This window comes from Streptomyces sp. NPDC043878, assembly GCF_056435735.1.
This window is the reverse complement of sequence record NZ_JBWKDW010000010.1, coordinates 127,252-145,095: the sequence shown is the minus strand read 5'-3', so window position 1 is coordinate 145,095 and position 17,844 is coordinate 127,252. Positions and strand designations below refer to the sequence as shown.

At 73.6% G+C, this 17,844-nt stretch carries 14 protein-coding genes; 9 read left to right on the top strand and 5 right to left on the bottom strand.

Going from position 1 to position 17,844, the window contains the following annotated elements:
* Positions 1 to 78 precede the first annotated feature (78 nt).
* The 5 genes from AC07AZ_RS16290 to AC07AZ_RS16270 all read left to right on the top strand — a co-directional run bounded on the left by AC07AZ_RS16290 (position 79) and on the right by AC07AZ_RS16270 (position 5,383).
* Positions 79 to 834: a (Fe-S)-binding protein gene (locus AC07AZ_RS16290; protein WP_478848070.1), complete on the top strand. Its 756-nt coding sequence runs from the start codon at positions 79 to 81 to the stop codon at positions 832 to 834.
* Positions 831 to 2,309, top strand: coding sequence for a LutB/LldF family L-lactate oxidation iron-sulfur protein (locus AC07AZ_RS16285; RefSeq protein ID WP_478848068.1), 1,479 nt, complete (start codon positions 831 to 833; stop codon positions 2,307 to 2,309). The genes AC07AZ_RS16290 and AC07AZ_RS16285 overlap by 4 nt, the downstream gene beginning before the upstream one ends.
* Positions 2,306 to 2,992: a LutC/YkgG family protein gene (locus tag AC07AZ_RS16280; protein ID WP_478848066.1), complete on the top strand. Its 687-nt coding sequence runs from the start codon at positions 2,306 to 2,308 to the stop codon at positions 2,990 to 2,992. The genes AC07AZ_RS16285 and AC07AZ_RS16280 overlap by 4 nt, the downstream gene beginning before the upstream one ends.
* 175 nt (positions 2,993 to 3,167) lie before the next feature.
* A complete protein-coding gene (locus tag AC07AZ_RS16275; protein ID WP_478848276.1) occupies positions 3,168 to 4,025 on the top strand; it encodes an AAA family ATPase in 858 nt (285 codons plus the stop codon).
* Complete coding sequence (locus AC07AZ_RS16270; RefSeq protein WP_478848065.1) at positions 4,022 to 5,383, top strand: vWA domain-containing protein; 1,362 nt, start codon at positions 4,022 to 4,024, stop codon at positions 5,381 to 5,383. The genes AC07AZ_RS16275 and AC07AZ_RS16270 overlap by 4 nt, the downstream gene beginning before the upstream one ends.
* 275 nt (positions 5,384 to 5,658) lie before the next feature.
* On the opposite strand, the gene AC07AZ_RS16265 is transcribed toward AC07AZ_RS16270, so the two are convergent.
* The 3 genes from AC07AZ_RS16265 to AC07AZ_RS16255 form a co-directional block, all read right to left on the bottom strand.
* Positions 5,659 to 6,024 carry a cupin domain-containing protein gene (locus AC07AZ_RS16265; protein ID WP_478848063.1) on the bottom strand — a complete coding sequence of 122 codons (366 nt, stop codon included), beginning with the start codon at positions 6,022 to 6,024 and terminating at the stop codon, positions 5,659 to 5,661.
* A gap of 144 nt (positions 6,025 to 6,168) precedes the next feature.
* Positions 6,169 to 7,200, bottom strand: coding sequence for a pyridoxal-phosphate dependent enzyme (locus AC07AZ_RS16260; protein WP_478848061.1), 1,032 nt, complete (start codon positions 7,198 to 7,200; stop codon positions 6,169 to 6,171).
* Positions 7,197 to 7,946, bottom strand: a complete 750-nt coding sequence (locus AC07AZ_RS16255) for a helix-turn-helix transcriptional regulator (protein WP_478848059.1) — start codon at positions 7,944 to 7,946, stop codon at positions 7,197 to 7,199. Before AC07AZ_RS16255 ends, AC07AZ_RS16260 begins: the two co-directional genes overlap by 4 nt.
* A 310-nt stretch (positions 7,947 to 8,256) precedes the next feature.
* Here AC07AZ_RS16255 and AC07AZ_RS16250 point away from each other — a divergent pair, with 310 nt between their 5' ends.
* From AC07AZ_RS16250 to AC07AZ_RS16235, 4 genes are all read left to right on the top strand, one after another.
* Positions 8,257 to 9,417, top strand: a complete 1,161-nt coding sequence (locus AC07AZ_RS16250) for an MFS transporter (RefSeq protein WP_478848274.1) — start codon at positions 8,257 to 8,259, stop codon at positions 9,415 to 9,417.
* 174 nt (positions 9,418 to 9,591) lie between these two features.
* A complete protein-coding gene (locus tag AC07AZ_RS16245; RefSeq protein ID WP_478848057.1) occupies positions 9,592 to 11,352 on the top strand; it encodes a beta-galactosidase in 1,761 nt (586 codons plus the stop codon).
* Entirely contained in the window at positions 11,352 to 13,745 is a 2,394-nt protein-coding gene (locus AC07AZ_RS16240; protein ID WP_478848055.1) for a beta-galactosidase, read from the top strand. Before AC07AZ_RS16245 ends, AC07AZ_RS16240 begins: the two co-directional genes overlap by 1 nt.
* Before the next feature lie 261 nt (positions 13,746 to 14,006).
* Positions 14,007 to 15,089: a LacI family DNA-binding transcriptional regulator gene (locus AC07AZ_RS16235; RefSeq protein ID WP_478848053.1), complete on the top strand. Its 1,083-nt coding sequence runs from the start codon at positions 14,007 to 14,009 to the stop codon at positions 15,087 to 15,089.
* Positions 15,090 to 15,137: 48 nt separating this feature from the next.
* Here the strand turns inward: AC07AZ_RS16235 and AC07AZ_RS16230 are convergent, their stop codons facing one another.
* Both AC07AZ_RS16230 and AC07AZ_RS16225 read right to left on the bottom strand, forming a co-directional pair.
* Positions 15,138 to 15,593 (bottom strand): (2Fe-2S)-binding protein, encoded by a 456-nt coding sequence (locus tag AC07AZ_RS16230; protein WP_478848051.1) that lies wholly within the window; start codon positions 15,591 to 15,593, stop codon positions 15,138 to 15,140.
* A gap of 40 nt (positions 15,594 to 15,633) precedes the next feature.
* A complete protein-coding gene (locus AC07AZ_RS16225) occupies positions 15,634 to 17,712 on the bottom strand; it encodes a xanthine dehydrogenase family protein molybdopterin-binding subunit (RefSeq protein WP_478848272.1) in 2,079 nt (692 codons plus the stop codon).
* Positions 17,713 to 17,844 lie beyond the last annotated feature (132 nt).

The following is a 17,844-nucleotide window of genomic DNA, read 5'->3' as shown; positions in this document are numbered from 1 at the left end:
TTGTTCCCCGGACCGCACCCCGGGCCGCCCAGCCCACTACGCTGTCACTCATCCGATGACCGACCACAAGGAGCCGCGATGCGTGTCGCCCTGTTCCTGACCTGCGTCAACGACACGCTGTATCCCGAAACCGGGCGGGCCGTGGTGAAACTGCTGACCAGACTGGGCGTCGAGGTCGACTTCCCGATGGCACAGACCTGCTGCGGACAGGCGCACTACAACACCGGCTACCGACACGAGGCGGAGCCGCTCGCCCGGCATTTCTCCGATGTCTTCGGGGAGTACGAGGCGATCGTGACGCCGTCCGGGTCATGCGGGGCGATGGTCCGCGAGCTGTATCCGCGGATGGGTGAGCGGGCCCGGGCGGAGGGGCGCGGGGACACTCTCGCGGCCACGCTGGCGCCCGTGGTGCCCAGGACCTACGAGCTGACGGAGTTCCTGGTGGACGTGCTCGGGGTGACGGACGTCGGCGCGTACTACCCGCACCGGGTGACCTACCACCCGACCTGCCACGGGTTGCGCGGCCTCGGCCTCGGTGAGCGTCCCCGGCGGCTGCTCCAGGCCGTGAAGGGCCTGGAGCTGGCCGAGTTGCCCGGCGCCGACGAGTGCTGCGGGTTCGGCGGCACGTTCGCGCTGAAGAACGCCGACGTCTCGGCGGCGATGGGCGCGGACAAGGTCCGCAACGCCGAGTCGACGGGCGCCGAGGTGCTGTGCGCGGCCGACAACTCGTGCCTGATGCACATCGGGGGCACGATGGCACGGCTGAGTACCGCGATGCGGCCGGTGCACATCGCGGAGATCCTGGCGAGCACGGAGGAGGACCCGGCGGCATGAGCGGAACCTTCGTCGGCATGCCGGCCTTCCCCGAGGCCGCGCGCGAAGCCGTCGGCAACCGGACCCTGCGCGGGAACCTGCGCCACGCCACCCACACCATCCGCACCAAGCGGGCCAGGGCCGTGGCGGAGGTGTCCGACTGGGCGGCCCTGCGGGAGGCCGGGAAACAGATCAAGGACCACACGCTCCGCCATCTCGACCGGTATCTCCTGCAGGTGGAGGAGGCGGTCACCGCGGCGGGCGGCACGGTCCACTGGGCCGCCGACGCCGACGAGGCCAACCGGATCGTGACCGACCTGGTCCGGGCCACCGGAGAGAGCGAGGTCGTCAAGGTCAAGTCCATGGCCACCCAGGAGATCGGGCTCAACGAGGCCCTGGAGGCGGCCGGCATCCACGCCTACGAGACCGATCTCGCCGAGCTGATCGTCCAGTTGGGCAAGGACCGGCCCTCGCACATCCTGGTCCCGGCCATCCACCGCAACCGGGGCGAGATCCGCGACATCTTCGCCCGCGAGATGAGCGAGTGGGGCCGCCCCGCACCGGAGGGCCTGACCGACACGCCCGCCGAACTCGCCGAGGCCGCCCGCCTCCACCTGCGGGAGAAGTTCCTGCGCGCCAAGGTCGGCGTCTCCGGCGCCAACTTCGTGATCGCCGAGACCGGCACGCTGGTCGTGGTGGAGTCCGAGGGCAACGGGCGGATGTGCCTGACCCTGCCCGAGACGCTGATCTCGGTCGTCGGCATCGAGAAGATCCTGCCGACCTGGCGGGACCTGGAGGTCTTCCTGCAGACCCTCCCCCGCTCCTCGACCGCCGAGCGGATGAACCCGTACACCTCGACCTGGACGGGCACCACCGACGAGGACGGGCCACGCGCCTTCCACCTGGTCCTCCTCGACAACGGCCGCACCGACACCCTCGCCGACGAGGTCGGCCGCCAGGCCCTGCGCTGCATCCGCTGCTCGGCGTGCCTCAACGTCTGCCCGGTGTACGAGCGGGCGGGCGGCCACGCCTACGGCTCGGTCTACCCGGGCCCGATCGGCGCCATCCTCAGTCCCCAACTCCGGGGCACCCGGAGCGAGATCGACGCCTCGCTGCCGTACGCCTCCTCGCTGTGCGGCGCCTGCTACGAGGTGTGCCCGGTCGCCATCGACATCCCCGAGGTGCTGGTGCACCTGCGGGAGCGGGTCGTCCAGGGCGGCCCGGCCACCCGGGAGGGCAACAAGGTGGTGCTGCGGCCGGCGAAGGGACACGCCGCCGAGCGGGCGGCGATGCGGGCGGCGCGCTGGGCGTTCAGCCACCCCGGCGCCCTGCGCACCGGCCAGCGGTTCGTCTCCCGCACCCGCCGGCTGCACCCGCGTTCGCTGCCCGGCCCCGGCAGGGCCTGGAGCGACACCCGCGACCTGCCGCCGGTGCCCCCGGAACCGTTCCGCGACTGGTGGCGGCGCACCGGCGGCGGGAAGGACGGAGCGAAGTGAACAGCAGGGAACGCATCCTGAGCCGGGTGCGGCGCGCCCTGGCGGACGTCCCCGCGGACGACCCGCCGTACGAGCAGGCCGTCCGGCGCGGCTACGTGCGCGAGCACGGCGAGCGGGGCACCGGGCAGACCGTCGACCTGCTCGCCGAGAACCTCGCCGACTACCGTGCGATCGTGCACCGTTGCGTAGCCGCCGACCTGCCGGACACGCTCGCCGGGATGCTCGCGGCGCGCGGCGCGCGGACGGTGCTCGTGCCGCCTGGCCTCGATCCCGGCTGGCTCGCGTCGGCCGACGCCGAGCAGGTGCCCGACCGGGCCGAGAGCACCCCGCACGAACTGGACCGCCTCGACAGCGTGGTCACCGCCTGCGCGGTGGCGATCGCCGAAACCGGCACGCTCGTCCTGGACGGCTCCCCGAACCAGGGCCGACGCCGCATCACCCTCGTCCCCGACCACCACGTCTGCGTGGTGCGCGTTCCGGACCAGGTCGTCTCCTCCGTCCCCCAGGCCCTCGAACGCCTGGACCCGGCCCGCCCGTTGACATGGATCTCCGGCCCGTCGGCGACCAGCGACATCGAACTCGACCGGGTCGAGGGGGTGCACGGCCCGCGCACGCTGGAGGTGGTGCTCGTCGAGGACGGGACGGCCAGGGAGGTCATGTCGGCCACGGAGGTCATGTCGTGACGGCCGGACGGGGCGGCAGCGGACGGGACGGCGGCGGGCCGGGGGGCGACGAGCGGGACGGCAGCCGGCGGGAGGCGAGGCCGCTCCGAGCGCGTGACAGAGGGGGTGAACAAGCGCTTAGATAGTACTCCGTACCACGGTCGGAGTCGGCCGCGCCGAGCTGGAGGCCCCGTTGCTGTTCACATCCGTCGACGACGTCTCCGCACGGCTCGCGGAGGCCGGCTACCTCGCCTCGCCCGCCGTCGCCACCACCGTCTTCCTCGCCGACCGCCTCGGCAAGCCGCTGCTGGTGGAGGGCCCCGCCGGCGTCGGCAAGACGGAACTCGCCAAGGCCGTAGCCCAGGTCGCGGGGGCCCGGCTGGTCCGGCTCCAGTGCTACGAGGGCGTCGACGAGTCCCGGGCGCTGTACGAGTGGAACCACGCCAAGCAGCTGCTGCGGATCAGCGCGGGCCGCGACGAGACCTGGGACGAGGCCCGCACCGACATCTTCAGCGAGGAGTTCCTGCTCCCCCGCCCGCTGCTCACCGCCATCCGCGGGGACGAGCCCAAGGTCCTGCTGATCGACGAGACCGACAAGGCGGACGTCGAGGTCGAGGGACTGCTGCTGGAAGTGCTCAGCGACTTCCAGGTCACGGTTCCCGAGCTGGGTACCATCACCGCGACCCGCCGCCCCTTCGTCGTCCTGACCTCCAACGCGAGCCGCGAGTTGTCGGAGGCCCTGCGCCGCCGCTGCCTCTTCCTGCACATCGGCTTCCCCGAGGAGGAGCTGGAGCGCCGGATCGTACGGCTGAAGGTGCCGGCCCTCGACGAGGCGCTGACCACGTCGGTGGTCCGCGTGGTCGGGGCGCTGCGCGCCCTGGACCTGCGCAAGGTGCCGTCGGTCGCCGAGACCGTCGACTGGGCGCGCACGCTGCTCGCGCTCGGCGCCGACACCCTGGACGAGACCGTCGTACGCGACAGTCTGGGCGTACTCCTCAAGCATCAGGACGACATCCTCAAGGCAGCCGCCAAGCTCGACCTGGACGCCCTGTGACCACACCCTCCTCGGAGTTGACCGCACGGCTGACCGGGTTCACGGCCGCGCTCCGCTCGCACGGCGTCCGCGTCGGCACCGGCGAGACCGTCGACGCGGCGCGGGCGGTGGCGGTCCTCGGGCTGGCCGACCGGGAGTTGCTGCGCGAGGGGCTGGCGGCGACCCTCCTGCACACGACGGAGCAGCGGTCGGTGTTCGACCCGGTCTTCGACCTGTACTTCCCGCAGCGCGTCGGCATCGACGGCGCAGGACCCGCCGACCGTGAGGACCTGCGGAACCGGCTCGCGGCGGCCCTCGTCGCCGACGACGCGGCCCTGCTGGGCCGGCTGGCCGTCGAGGCGGTCGACGGTTTCGGCGGCTACGGCTCCACCCCGGGATCGGACGGCTGGTCGTCGTACCAGGCGCTCGACCGGCTGCGGCCGCAGACCCTGCTGGCGCGCGTGCGCGACGGCGTCCGGGCGCGGGGCGGTGGTACGGGCTTCGCCGACCGGCTGCTGGAGGACGAGATCCGGCGGCGCATCGAGGCGTTCCGCGCGATGGTGGCCTCGGAGGCCAGGCGCCGGGTCGCCGAACGGCGCGGCCGTGAGGAGATCGCCCGGCGCGCGGTGGCACCCACGGCCGACCGGGTCGACTTCCTGTTCGCGGGCAAGGCCCAGCTGGCCGAGTTGCGCCGGACCGTGCAGCCGCTGGCACGCAAGCTCGCCACCCGGCTCGCGGCCCGCCGCCGCCGGGCCGCCCGCGGCAGCATCGACCTGCGGCGCACCCTGCGCGGTTCCCTGTCGACGGGTGGGGTGCCGATGCGCCCCGTGCTGCGCAGGCGGCGTCCCGTCCGCCCCGAACTGGTGCTGCTGTGCGACGTGTCGGGCTCCGTGTCCGGCTTCTCCGACTTCACGATGCTGCTGGTGCAGGCGCTGCACGACCAGTTCAGCAAGGTACGCGTGTTCGCCTTCGTCAACCGGATCGACGAGGTGACCCGGCTGCTCGTGCACGGCGCGGCGGACCCGGAGGGGCTCGGCGGGCGCATCCGGGCGGAGGCGACGCTCACCGGCTGGCACGGCAGCAGTGACTACGGCGTCGCGCTGGGCGAGTTCGCGGAGCGCTACGAGGCGGCGGTGGGCCCGCGCACCACCGTGTTCGTACTCGGCGACGCCCGTACGAACATGAGCGACCCGAACCTCCCGGCGCTGCGCCGCATCGCCGGACGGGCCCGCCGTGTCTACTGGTTGAACCCCGAACAGCGTGCGCAGTGGGGCACGGGTGACTCCGCCGCGCCCGTCTACGCCGACCTGGTCGAGATGTACGAGTGCCGCAACGCTCGGCAGCTCGGCGCGCTCGTCACGCGCCTGCTGCCGGTCTGAGCCGTACGCCCGCGGTGTTCGGTGGACGTGCGCCGAGCTTCGTATGCGATATTCCGTACACGGTATGCCGTATTGCGTACCCGGCATTTCGTACGCGGTATGCCGCACTCGGTATTCCGCACGCCACGCTCCGCGCCTGCGCGAAGCCGGTCATCGCACGCGCAACGCGGCGGGACCCCGCCGCCCCCGCGGTGCATGCACGGACGGGGGCGGCGGGCTCCGGCCGCCGGCTCCGGCCGCCAGTTTCAGCCGTCACCCCGCCTTCGCCGCCGGCCTCAGCCGTCGTCCGCCTTCGCGTAGTCCTGCGCCATGGCTCCCGCGAAGTCGTAGACCAGGCACTGCTCGTCGCCGACGACCCAGGCATCGTGACCCGGTGGGATCACGAAGACGTCGCCGGGGCCGAGTTCACCCTCGCCGCCGTCGTCCATGCGGACGTGCATACGTCCTTCCACCACGTAGCCGTTGTGGTGGATCGCGCAGCTGTCGGTCCCCGCGATGGGGCCCACCGACTCGCTCCAGCGCCAGCCGGGCTCGAAGGTGGCCACGGCGAAGTCCAGTCCGCTCATGTGGACCGCCTCGATGTGGCCCCGGGGGAAGTCCCGGCGTTCGTCCGGCTTGTCGAGCGTCTTCACCTCGAACATGACCGTTCTCCCTTCCGGCCGTGCAGGGCACGGCCGGGGCCGCCTCCGCCGCCCGGCCGCCCCGCACGGCAGGCGGCGCCCGGCCCCACCACTCCATCGTCCGCCTGTCCGCCCGGGACGGCCATTCGGGTGACGGGGACCGCGTCAGCCGCTGACGCTCCCGCGCCCCGCGCCCGCACGGCCGCCTCCGCCTGCGCCTGCGCCTGCGCCTCCACAGATGAGGGCGAACCGCTCCGCGTCGATGTTGCCGCCCGAAACGATCACGCCGACGCGTGGCGGGAGCGGGCCGGCCCGGCCGGTCAGCAGGGCCGCGAGCGGCGAGGCCCCGCTGGGTTCCACGACGATCTTCAGCCGCTCGAACACGAACCGCATCGCGTCCCTGATCTCGTCGTCGGACACCAGCACGATGTCGTCGACCAGCCGCCGGTTCACCGAGAAGGTGAGCTCTCCGGGGGTGTTTACGGCCTGTCCGTCGGCGATGGTGCGGGGCACGGGGACGCTGACCCGCCGCCCGGCCGCGAGGGACTGCCTGGTGTCGTCGCCGGCCTCCGGTTCGACCCCGGTCACCCGGATCCCGGGGTGCAGTCCCTTGGCCGCCGTGGCGCTCCCGGCGATCAGCCCACCGCCGCCGACGGGCACGAACAGAGCACCCAACTCTCCTGTTTCTTCGAGGAGTTCGAGTGCCGCGGTGCCCTGCCCGGCGATGACATCGGGGTGTTCGTAGGGCGGGATGAGTGCGAGGCCCCGTTCGGCGGCCAGCGCCTCGGCGACGGCGGCGCGGTCCTCGGTGTAGCGGTCGTACGTCACGATCTCGGCGCCGTAGCCCGCGGTGGCCTCACGTTTGGAACGCGGGGTGTCCTCGGGCATGACGATCACCGCGGTGGTGCCCAGCTCCCGGGCGGCCAGGGCGACGGCCTGGGCGTGGTTGCCCGAGGAGTAGGCGGCGATGCCGCGGGCGAGCTGCTCGGGCGTGAGGCGGGCGGCCGCGTGGTAGGCGCCGCGGAACTTGAAGGCGCCGACCCGCTGGAAGTTCTCGCACTTGAGGTGCACTTCGGCGCCGACGAGGGCGTCGAGGGTGCGGGAGCGCAGTACCGGGGTGCGGTGTGCGACCCCCTCGATGCGGGCGGCGGCCGCACGGATGTCGTCCAGGGTGACCGGTGGGGTGGTGGTCGTCACGCGGGTCCTCCGTCGGAGGTCGGGGCGCCGGTGGCGCGGGACTGGGCGAGGTAGCTGTAGGCGGAGGCGCGGGAGATGCCGAGCCGGGCGGCGACCTGCTCGACGGCGTGCCGGACGGCGAACACGCCGTGTTCGTCCAGACCGCGGAAGAGGTCGAGGCGCTGGGCGCGGTCGAGTGCCGCCCAGGTCTGGTTCTGCCGCCCGAGGTGGGCGTCGAGGAGGGCGTCCACCACGGAGTCGATGTCGTTGCCGAAGGTGGTGACCGGCGGTTCGGCGGGGCCGGGAGCGAGACCGGCCAGGGCGCCGAGCAGGGCGTGGGCCTCGGTGACCGCGCCGACGTCGAGGTTCACGCAGAGCGCGCCGAACACGGTGGACGTCGAGTCGCGCAGGACCATCGTGGACGACTTGACCAGCTTGCCGGAGCCGGTTCGGGTCAGGTAGTTGAGGTCGTCGTCCGCGTCGTCGCCGCGCCCGAGGATGCGCAGGCCGATCTCGCTCATCGCCCCGCCGACCGCCCGTCCGGTCACCGTGCCGCAGACGGCGACCACCGAGTTCTCGGGCCGCCGGTAGTCGTGGAGGACCACCTCGCACACCGGGCCGAACGTCGCCGCGATCCCCGCGGCGACGGGCGCCAGCGCGGCGAGGATCGCGTCCCGCTCGGCCTCCGTGCCCGCGTCACCCTCCGTGCCCGCGTCACCCTCCGCGCCCTCGTCCGCGCTCCGGTTCGCGTCCACCGCCACCGCCATCCCTGCGCTCCCTCCGGCCTCGAAGCATTCAGACTAGCAGTCCAGACGCTGGACCAGTAGTCCAAAACTTCTGTAGGCCCGCGGGTGCGGTACGAAACCTTGACGGGCGTGATGTTACCGGTAACATCACTGACGTCCGATCGAGGAAGAGGGAGGGAGTGTCCGCGTGGCGACGGAGAGACGGGCTGCCGACGACCGCCGACCGAGGTGGTCCTCCCCGAGGACATCCCCCGCACCGACCGGCCCGGCGTCGAACCCGCGGACCCCGGTCTTCAGTCCGGCGGCCGTCGTCGCCTCCTGTGCGGGCTTCGTGCTCATCGGCGCGCTCCAGGCCCTCTACGGTCCCGCCCTCCCCGCCCTACGCGCCGAGTTCGGCCTGTCCCCCTCGGCCGCCGGGCTCGGGCTGAGCGCGCACTTCGTCGGCGGGGTGGCCGGCGTGCTGCTCTTCGACCGGCTCCACGGCCACATCGGCAACCGGCGCATCCTCGGCACCTCGTACCTGCTCATGGCCGCCGGTGCGGCGGGTTTCGCGCTGGCGCCGAACTGGCCCGTCGCGCTGGCCACGGCCCTGCTGGCCGGGCTCGGCTTCGGCGGCATCGACTACGGCCTCAACCAGCTGTTCGCGACCGGCTTCGGGGACCGGTCGGCGGCGATGCTGAACATCCTCAACGCGCACTTCGGGGTGGGTGCGATCCTCGGCCCGGCGCTGATCGGCCTGGTCGGTGCCGGGCACTACCCGGCCGTGTTCCTCGCCTTCGCGGCCGCCAACCTGCCTCTGCTGCTGTGCCTGCGGGGCGTGCGGGACCGCGCGACGGTGCCGGAAGGGCAAACCGAGGCACCCTCACCCGGGTCCGATTCGGGCACCGGTTCCGGTTCCGGGCAGGCTCGCGGCCGCGCTCTGCGTTCGGTGCTCGCCGTGTTCGTCGCGCTGTACGTCCTGCACGTGGGCGTCGAGGCGGGCGTCGGCGGCTGGGAGCCCACCCATCTGGAGGCCGTCGGATACGGCTCCGGGATCGCCGCGACCGCCACCTCCGTCTACTGGCTGATGATGACCGCCGGCCGCTTCCTGGTCGCACCGCTCGCCCTGCGCTTCTCGGCGCAGGCGATCATCACCGTGTCCTGTGCGGGCATGACGGTCTGCCTGCTGCTCGCGTCGGTGCGCGAGCTGGCGCCGTACGCCTACGCGGGCGTCGGTCTGTTCATCGCCCCCGTCTTCCCCACCGGCCTGCCCTGGCTCAGCAGGGCCGCCCCGCGGACCCGGCGGGCCGGAGCCCTGGTGATCGCCGCGTCCAGGGTCGGGGGCGTGGCCGCGGGACCGCTGCTCGGCAGGGCGATCGAGAGTACCGGGGTCCGCGCGGTCCCGCTGCTGCTGTGCGGCGTCTCCGCGCTGTGTCTGGCCGCCACCCTCTGGCTGATCCGCAGCACCCGTCCGCACCGGCCGCCGCGACCCACGTCCCGCACGACCGGCTGAACGCCACCCGCCGGACCGGCCGTCCACCGCCTTCCCCTCCTGCCCCCCGCCACCCGCCGGACCAGCCGTCCACCATCTCCCCCCTCCTGCCGCCCCGCCGCCCCGCCGCCCCGCCACCCGCCGCATCCCACGCACGACGGCCGAGCACCTCCCGCCATCCGAAGGGAACTCCGCATGCCCGCTCTGACGACGACGTCCGACGGATTCCTCCTGCACGGTCAACCGTTCCGGATCATCTCGGGGGCCGTGCACTACTTCCGCGTCCACCCCGACCAGTGGGCGGACCGGCTGCGCAAGGCACGGCTGATGGGGCTCAACACGGTGGAGACGTACGTCCCCTGGAACCTCCACCAGCCGGCACCCGACGGCCCCCTCGTCCTTGACGGGTTCCTCGACCTGCCCCGCTTCCTGCGGCTGGCGCAGACCGAGGGACTCCATGTCCTGCTGCGGCCCGGGCCGTTCATCTGCGCCGAGTGGAACGACGGCGGGCTGCCCGCCTGGCTCGTGTCCGACCCCGGCATCCGGCTGCGCAGCAGCGACCCCCGCTTCACCGACGCCTTCGACCGCTATCTCGACCTGCTGCTGCCCCCACTGCGGCCGCAACTGGCCGCGTTCGGCGGCCCGGTGATCGCCGTACAGGTGGAGAACGAGTACGGGGCGTACGGCGACGACACCGCGTACCTCAAGCACGTCGAGCAGGCGCTGCGCGGCCGGGGCGTCGAGGAGCTGCTGTTCACCTGCGACCAGGCCAACTCCCGGCACCTGTCGGCGGGCAGCCTGCCCGGGGTGCTCGCCACCGCCACCTTCGGCAGCCGGGTCGAGGAGCATCTCGCCGCGCTGCGGGCGCACCGGGCCGAGGGGCCACTGATGTGCTCCGAGTTCTGGATCGGCTGGTTCGACCACTGGGGTGGCCCCCACCACACGCGGGACGCGGCCGACGCGGCGGCCGACCTGGACCGGCTGCTGTCCGCCGGTGCCTCGGTCAACATCTACATGTTCCACGGCGGCACCAACTTCGGTTTCACCAACGGCGCCAACCACCACCACGCCTACTCCCCCACCGTCACGTCTTACGACTACGACGCGGCGCTCACCGAGTGCGGCGACCCGGGCCCCAAGTACCACGCGTTCCGCGAGGTCATCGCCCGTCACGCCCCCGTGGCCGACGAGCCCGCCCCGGCTCCGAGCGCCAAACTCCCGCCGACGACGGTGGAGTTGACCCACCGGGTGCCCCTGCTGCCGTATCTCCGCGGCCTGGCCGGCTCCGGGCGCGGTGACGGTCCGGCGACGATGGACGAACTCGGTTTGCACAGTGGTCAGTTGCTCTACCGGACGACGCTGCCCGACGCCGGGGACGGCCTGCTGCACTTCGCGGGCGGGGTGGGCGACCGCGCCCAGGTGTTCGTGGACGGCGCGCCGGCCGGCGTACTGGAGCGCGAACGCCACGACGAGACCCTCCCCGTCCGGGTGCCGCACGCGGGTGCGGTGCTGGAGGTTCTCGTGGAGAACCTGGGCGGGGTCAACTACGGGCCGCGCGTCGGGGCGCCGAAGGGGCTGCTGGGCCCGGTCTCCTTCCGGGGCTCCGTGCTGCGCGACTGGGAGCACCGGCCCGTGCCCGCGGACGTGACGGCCCTGCCCTTCGTCCCCTCCTCCGCGACCACGGACGCCGAACCGGCCTTCCATCGGGGGACGTTCGAGGTCGAGATCCCCGCCGACACGTTCCTGTCCCTGCCCGGCTGGACCAAGGGACAGGCGTGGGTCAACGGCTTCCACCTCGGCCGCCACTGGAACCGCGGGCCGCAGCACACGCTGTACGTGCCCGCTCCCGTCCTGCGCTCCGGAGCCAACGACCTCGTCGTGCTGGAGCTGCACGCCACGACCCGCACGCGTGCACGGCTCACCGACGCCCCCGACCTCGGACCGGAGAACTCCTGATGCCGACGCACCCGCACCGTCTGCGCGTACCCAACCCCTCGGCTCCCCCGCTGACCGGGCACCTGCCCTTCGCCGACGCCCCCGGCGTGGCCGACCCGATCGAGGTCACCAGCCGGTGGCTGACGCGCGGCGGCCGCCCCTGGTTCCCGGTGTCCGGAGAGTTCCACTACTCCCGCCACCCGGCCGCGCGGTGGTCGGAGGAACTGCTGAAGATGAAGGCCGGCGGGGTGACCGCGGTCGCCAGTTACCTCATCTGGATCCACCACGAGGAGTCCGAGGGCCGCGTCCGCTTCGACGGCGACCGTGACCTGCGGCGCTTCGCCGAGCTGTGCAGGCGGCACGGCCTGGACTTCATCCCGCGCGTCGGTCCCTGGTCGCACGCGGAGGTGCGCAACGGCGGCCTGCCGGACTGGCTGCTCGCGCGCGACTGCACCCCGCGTACCGACGACCCCGCCTACCTGGAACCCGTACGCCGTTGGTTCACCGCCGTCGCCGGGCAACTGGCCGGCCTCGACCGGGCGCACGGCGGGCCGATCGTGGCGATCCAGATCGAGAACGAGCTCTACGACCAGCCCGGCCACCTGCTCACCCTCAAGCGGATGGCGCGGGAGGCCGGGCTCGACGCACCGCTGTGGACGTCGACCGCCTGGGGCGGGGTCCAGCTGCCGCAGGACGAACTGCTGCCGCTGTACGGCGGTTACCCGGAGGCGTTCTGGACCGAGGCGGACGGCGGCTGGCCGGACACCTGCCGCAAGCACTTCTTCTTCACGCACCAGCGCGACGACGAGGGCATCGGCTCCGACCTGCGGCCCACGACCGTGCGCGGGAGCGCCCCGGACGCGTACGCCGACCGGTTCCCCTGGGCGACCTGCGAACTCGGCGGCGGAATGGCGGTGGCCTATCACCGGCGGCCGCGGGTGGACGCCGCCGACATCGGCGCGCTCGGCCTCACGAAGATCGGCTGCGGCTCGGTCTGGCAGGGCTACTACATGTTCCACGGCGGCACGAACCCCGCCGGTGAGCTGACCACGCTCCAGGAGTCCCACGCCACGGGGTATCCCAATGACCTGCCCCTGCTGACGTACGACTTCCAGGCCCCGCTCGGCGAGTACGGCCAGTACCGGCCCTCCTACCACGAACTGCGCCTCCAGCACCTGCTGCTGGCGGACTTCGGGCATCGCATCGCGCCGATGGAGTCCGTGCTGCCCGAGCGGCGGCCGACGGCGCAGGACGACCGGGACACCCTGCGGTGGGCGGTGCGCAGCGACGGTGCCTCCGGCTTCCTGTTCGTCAACAACCACCAGCCGCACGAGCCGCTGCCGGACCACCCGGAGACGACGTTCACCGTCGAACTCACCGCTGGCGGCGACACGTTGACGCTTCCCAGCAGTCCGGTCACCGTCCCCACGGGTGCCTTCTTCTGCTGGCCGCTGCGGCTGGAGCTCGCGGGGCTGCGGCTGGAGTGGGCCACGGCCCAGCCGGTGTGCACGGTGGACGCCGGTGGACGTACCGTCCTGGTACTGGCCGCCACCGACGGCATCGCTCCCGAACTCGCCCTGGACGCGGCCACGGTGGCGTCCGCGCGCGTGCCGTCCGGTGACCTCACGTCCGTCGACGGCCGCGTCCTGGTGACCGGGCTGCGTCCCGGGACCGACGCCCTGGTGGAGGTCGGGACGGCGGACGGCGGGCGGGTCGGCCTGCTGGTCCTGGACGCGGCGACCGCCCGGACCGCCTACCGGGGTGTCGCCTGGGGAGCCGAGCGGCTGGTGCTGAGCCGCGACGGCGTGGTCTTCGACGAGGAGAGCGACGAGGTGCGGCTGCACGGCGGGGGCGCCCGGCCGTCCTTCGCGGTGCTGCCCGCCCCGGGCCGGCCGCCCGTGGTGGACGGTACGGCGGTGAGCGCGGCGGCGGACGGGGTGTTCACCCGGTACAGCGCGCGCACCGGCGAGGTGGGCGGACGGGCGGCCGCGCGGATCACGCCGGTCCGGCCCGCCGGGCAGGCACCCGACACCGTGAGGGGTGTGCTGGGCCGGGCGAGCACACCGGCGGACAAGTACTTCGACACCGTGGCCGCCGAGTACCGCGTCGACGTGCCGGACGACCTGCCGGCGGGCACCCTGCTGCGGATCCACTGGACGGGGGACGTGGGCCGGGCGTACCTGGGCGACACCCTGGTCGCCGACCAGTTCTTCTCGGGGCACGTGTGGGACATCGGCATCGACGCCCTCCCCGCGGGCGTCCCACGCGCGGGCGGCCTGCGGCTCAGCGTGCTGCCCCTGCCGGCCGGCGCCCCCGTGTACGTGCCTCGTAGCGCGTCCGGCACCGGCCGAACGGCCGCCGTCACCCACGCGGAGTGGATCACCACGCGAACCTGGACCGCCCGGACGGGATGACCGGACCGCCCGGACGAGGTGGCCCACCGGGGGACCCTCCGGCCGGGGGCGTGTCCCGTGCGGGGCCGCAGGCGGCGCGTCGGGAGGGGGCCGGGGCGCGTCGGGAGGGGGCCGGGGCGCGTCGGGAGGGGGCCGGGGGCACCGGGCCGGCGGTCCCGTCGGCGCCGCCGCCCGCGCGCCTATGCTGTGGTCCTGCCCGGCGGGACCGCGGGCCGCCGTGACGGAGCGTAACGACATCGAGGATCCGAGGGACCAGTCACCATGACCGCAAGCGCCGCCGGCGGAGCCGTCCCGAAGGGGCGCAGCAGACGGAACTTCGCGGGCTCGCGTCCGGTGATGGACGACGTGGCCCGGCTGGCCGGTGTCTCCAAGCAGACCGTCTCGCGCGTGCTCAACGATCATCCGTCCGTCCGCGCCGAGACGCGCGCGGCCGTCCTGGAGGCGATGAGCACCCTCGGCTACCGCCCGAGCCGCAGTGCCCGCTCACTGGCCAGCGGCCGGACCCGGATGCTCGGGGTCATCTCCTTCGACGCCGCCCGCTACGGGCCCGCCGCCGTCCTCACCGCGATCAACACCGCGGCGCAGGAGGCCGGTTACCTGATCAGCTCGATCGCCCTCGACACGGCCGACCACGACACGGTCGTCGAGGCCGTGAACCGGCTGTCCGCCGAGGGCGCCGACGGAGTGATCGCCATCGCCCCGCAGCTGTGGGTGGGCAGAGCCCTCGCGGACACCCACCTCGACACCCCGCTGGTCGTGCTGGAGAACGGCCTCGACGACAGCTCGTCCCTGGCCGCGCTGGTCACCGGCGACTCCCGAATCGGCGCCCGCAAGGCCACCGAGCACCTGCTCGGCCTCGGCCACCGGACCGTCCGGCACCTCGCCGGACCGACCGGCTGGACCTCCGCCGACCAGCGGCTGGCGAGCTGGCGCCGCACGCTGGAGGCGGCCGGGGCCCGGGTGCACGAGCCGCTCACCGGCGACTGGAGCGCCGACTCGGGATACGACCTCGGCCGCAGGCTGGCCCGGAACCCGGACGTCACGGCGGTGTTCGCCTCCAACGACCAGATGGCCCTCGGCGTACTGCACGCCCTGCACGAGGCGGGCCGTCCGGTCCCCGGCGACGTCAGCGTGGTCGGCTACGACGACATCCCCGAGGCCGCCCATCTGTTTCCCCCGCTGACCACCGTCCGCACCGACTTCGCCGAGATCGGCACCCGCTCGCTGCGGCTCCTGCTGGACCGGATCGACGGCGCCGCCGAGCCACCGCGGGCCGAGTCGCTGGTCCCGGTGGAACTCGTGGTACGGAGCAGCAGCGGTCCACCGCCCGCCTCCACGCGCTGAACCCGTGCCCCCTGACCTGCCCGGACAGACGGGGCCGCCCGGTGGCCGTCAGCCCGTCGTGGCGGCCTTCCTGATGGCCTCGCGGATGCGGGAGTAGGTTCCGCAGCGGCAGACGTTCTCGATGCGGTCGATGTCGTCGTCCGTGGGGTCGGGGGTCCGTTCGAGGAGGGCTGCCGCCGCCATGATCTGGCCCGGCTGGCAGAACCCGCACTGGGCCACGTCGCAGTCGAGCCAGGCCTGCTGCACGGGGTGCAGGGTGTCGCCGTCGGCCAGGCCCTCGATGGTGGTCACCGCCCGGCCCGCGCAGTCGGCGACCGGGACGACGCAGGGCTGGATCTCCGCGCCGTCGAGATGGCTGGTGCAGGCGCGGCACACGCCCACCCCGCAGCCGTACTTGGGGCCGGTGACGTGCAGCAGGTCGCGCAGCACCCACAGCAGGGGCATGTCGGCCGGCGCCTCGACGGTGACGGACTTCCCGTTGAGGACGAAGGAGTAGGAGGGCATCGGTACCTTCTCGGGCGGTGACCAGAGGTCGGTCGGATGGTCAGAAGTCGATCGGGAATCGGCGGGGTGTGGTGCCGGTGGCGCGGGCGTACGCGTTGGCGACGGCGCCCGCCGCGGCCGGGACGCCGAGTTCACCGGCCCCGCCCGGGGCCCGCCGCGAGGGCATGATGTGCGCCTCGAAACGCAGCGGGGCGTGCCGTTGGCGGGCGTAGCGGAAGTCGGTGAAGCTGCTCTCGCGCACCGCGCCCCGGTCGATGTGCAGCCCGGCCCGCAGCACGGTGGAGATGCCGTCGACGGCGGTGCCCATGAGCTGGGCCTCGAGTCCCCGCGGGTTGACGGCCGTTCCGACGTCGGCCGCCATCACCACGCGGGTGACGCGGGGGTTCTTCGGGTCCTCGGCGTCGATCTCGACCAGGCAGGCGACGCAGGAGTCGTACTCCTCGTGGACGGCCACCCCCTGGGCGTGGCCGTCGGGCATGGTCCGGCCCCACTGCCCGGCGGTGGCGGCCTTGTCGAGCACGGCTTTGACGGCCTTGCTGCGGAGCGTGGCGCGCCGGAAGGCGACGGGGTCCCTGCCGAGGCTCTCCGCGATCTCGTCCACGACGATCTCCTCGGCGGTGCGGGTCGTCCCGGAGTCGACCGACCGCCATGCGCCGAGGGGCATCGCCAGTTCCACGGAGCCCCAGTCGCCGGACAGGCGGCCGAAGTTGTACAGGCCGCTGTCGCTGGGCAGCGGCCGCGCGGAGGCACGCACCCCGCCCTGGGCGGACGCGGCCGCCCCTTCGTACGACTCGCTCACCGAGGCTGTCGCGTGGGCGAAGGCCACCACTCGGCCGCGGGACAGGCTGGCGCGGATCCGGTGGTGGGAGGCGGGCCGCATCCGGCCGTGCCGCAGGTCGTCGGCGCGGCTCCACATCAGCTTGACCGGTTGCTTCGCCGCCCGGGATATCAGCGCCGCTTCGAGCGCCGCGTCGTGGTTCAGCCGCCGCCCGAACGAGCCGCCGCCCCGCACGACATGGACCCGCACCTTCGACTCCGGCAGTCCGATCGCGCCGGCGATGGCGGCGCGGGCGTCCATCGGGGCCTGCGAGGAGAACCAGATCTCGGCGCGGTCGGCGCGTACGTCCGCCACCGCGGTCAGCACCTCCATCGGGGCGTGGCTGACGAAGGCGAACGCGAACTCGCCGCCGACCTGCGTCGATCCGCTCGGTGGCGGGCCCAGCGGGGGCAGGGCGGCCAACAGCCGGTAGCGGACGGCGACGTCGGACAGTCCGGCCAGCGGGCCCGGCGCCCAGGTGACGCGCAGGGCGTCTCTCGCCTTGAACGCGTGGTGGAAGGTCTCCGCCACGACGGCGACCCCGCCGTCCACCGTGACGACGGCGTGCACTCCGGGCATCGCGCGGGCGGCCCGGTCGTCGACCGAGACGACCTTCCCGCCGAGCGTCGGCGGCCGGGCCACCACGGTCGGCCTGGCGCCCGCGACCGTGAGGTCCCCGGTGTAGCGGGCGGTGCCGGTGACGATGTCCCGGGCGTCGATCCGGGTCGCCGGCCGTCCGATCACCCGGTGCCGGGAGGCCGGTTTGGGCTTGCTCGACACGTCCGGCCGGCGGATCCGGGCGGCGGCGGCCGTGAGGGAGCCGAAGGTGGCCGTGCGCCCGTCCGGGGCGATCACCCGGGTGTCCCGGGTCCGCAGCCCCGAGGCGGGCAGGTGCCAGCGGCGGGCGGCCGCGGTCACCAGGCGGGCGCGGGCGGTGGCGGCGAGCCGGCGTGCCGGGCCGTAGAGCGAACTCACCGAACTGGAACCGCCGGTGTACTGGTTGCCCTTCTTGCGGGCCTCGGCGAGCGGCACGTCCACGTCGGCGAGCCGGGCGTCCAGTTCCTCGGCGATCATCATGGCGACGGCGGTGGTGACGCCCTGGCCGACCTCGACCCGCGGCAGCCGTACGACGATCCTGTTGGCCTCGGTGACCTCCAGGACCAGCATCTCCTCGTCGGTGCCGGTCACCAGGACGTCCGACGGGTCCGCGTCCGGCGCCTGCTCGGCGCCCGCCGCCGTCGACGTGTCACAGCCGAGCGGCGCCGCGACGGTCAGGGTGGTCGCGGCGAGGGAGTAGACCACGAACTTCCGGCGGGACAGCTGGGATGCCAACGGACGCTCCTTCGCGAACACGCGGTCGATTCGACTGATAGGAGGTTTCGGCGCCGCCCGGGGTTGCCTCGGCGGGCCCGCGCGTCCAGGGTCGTGTCGTTG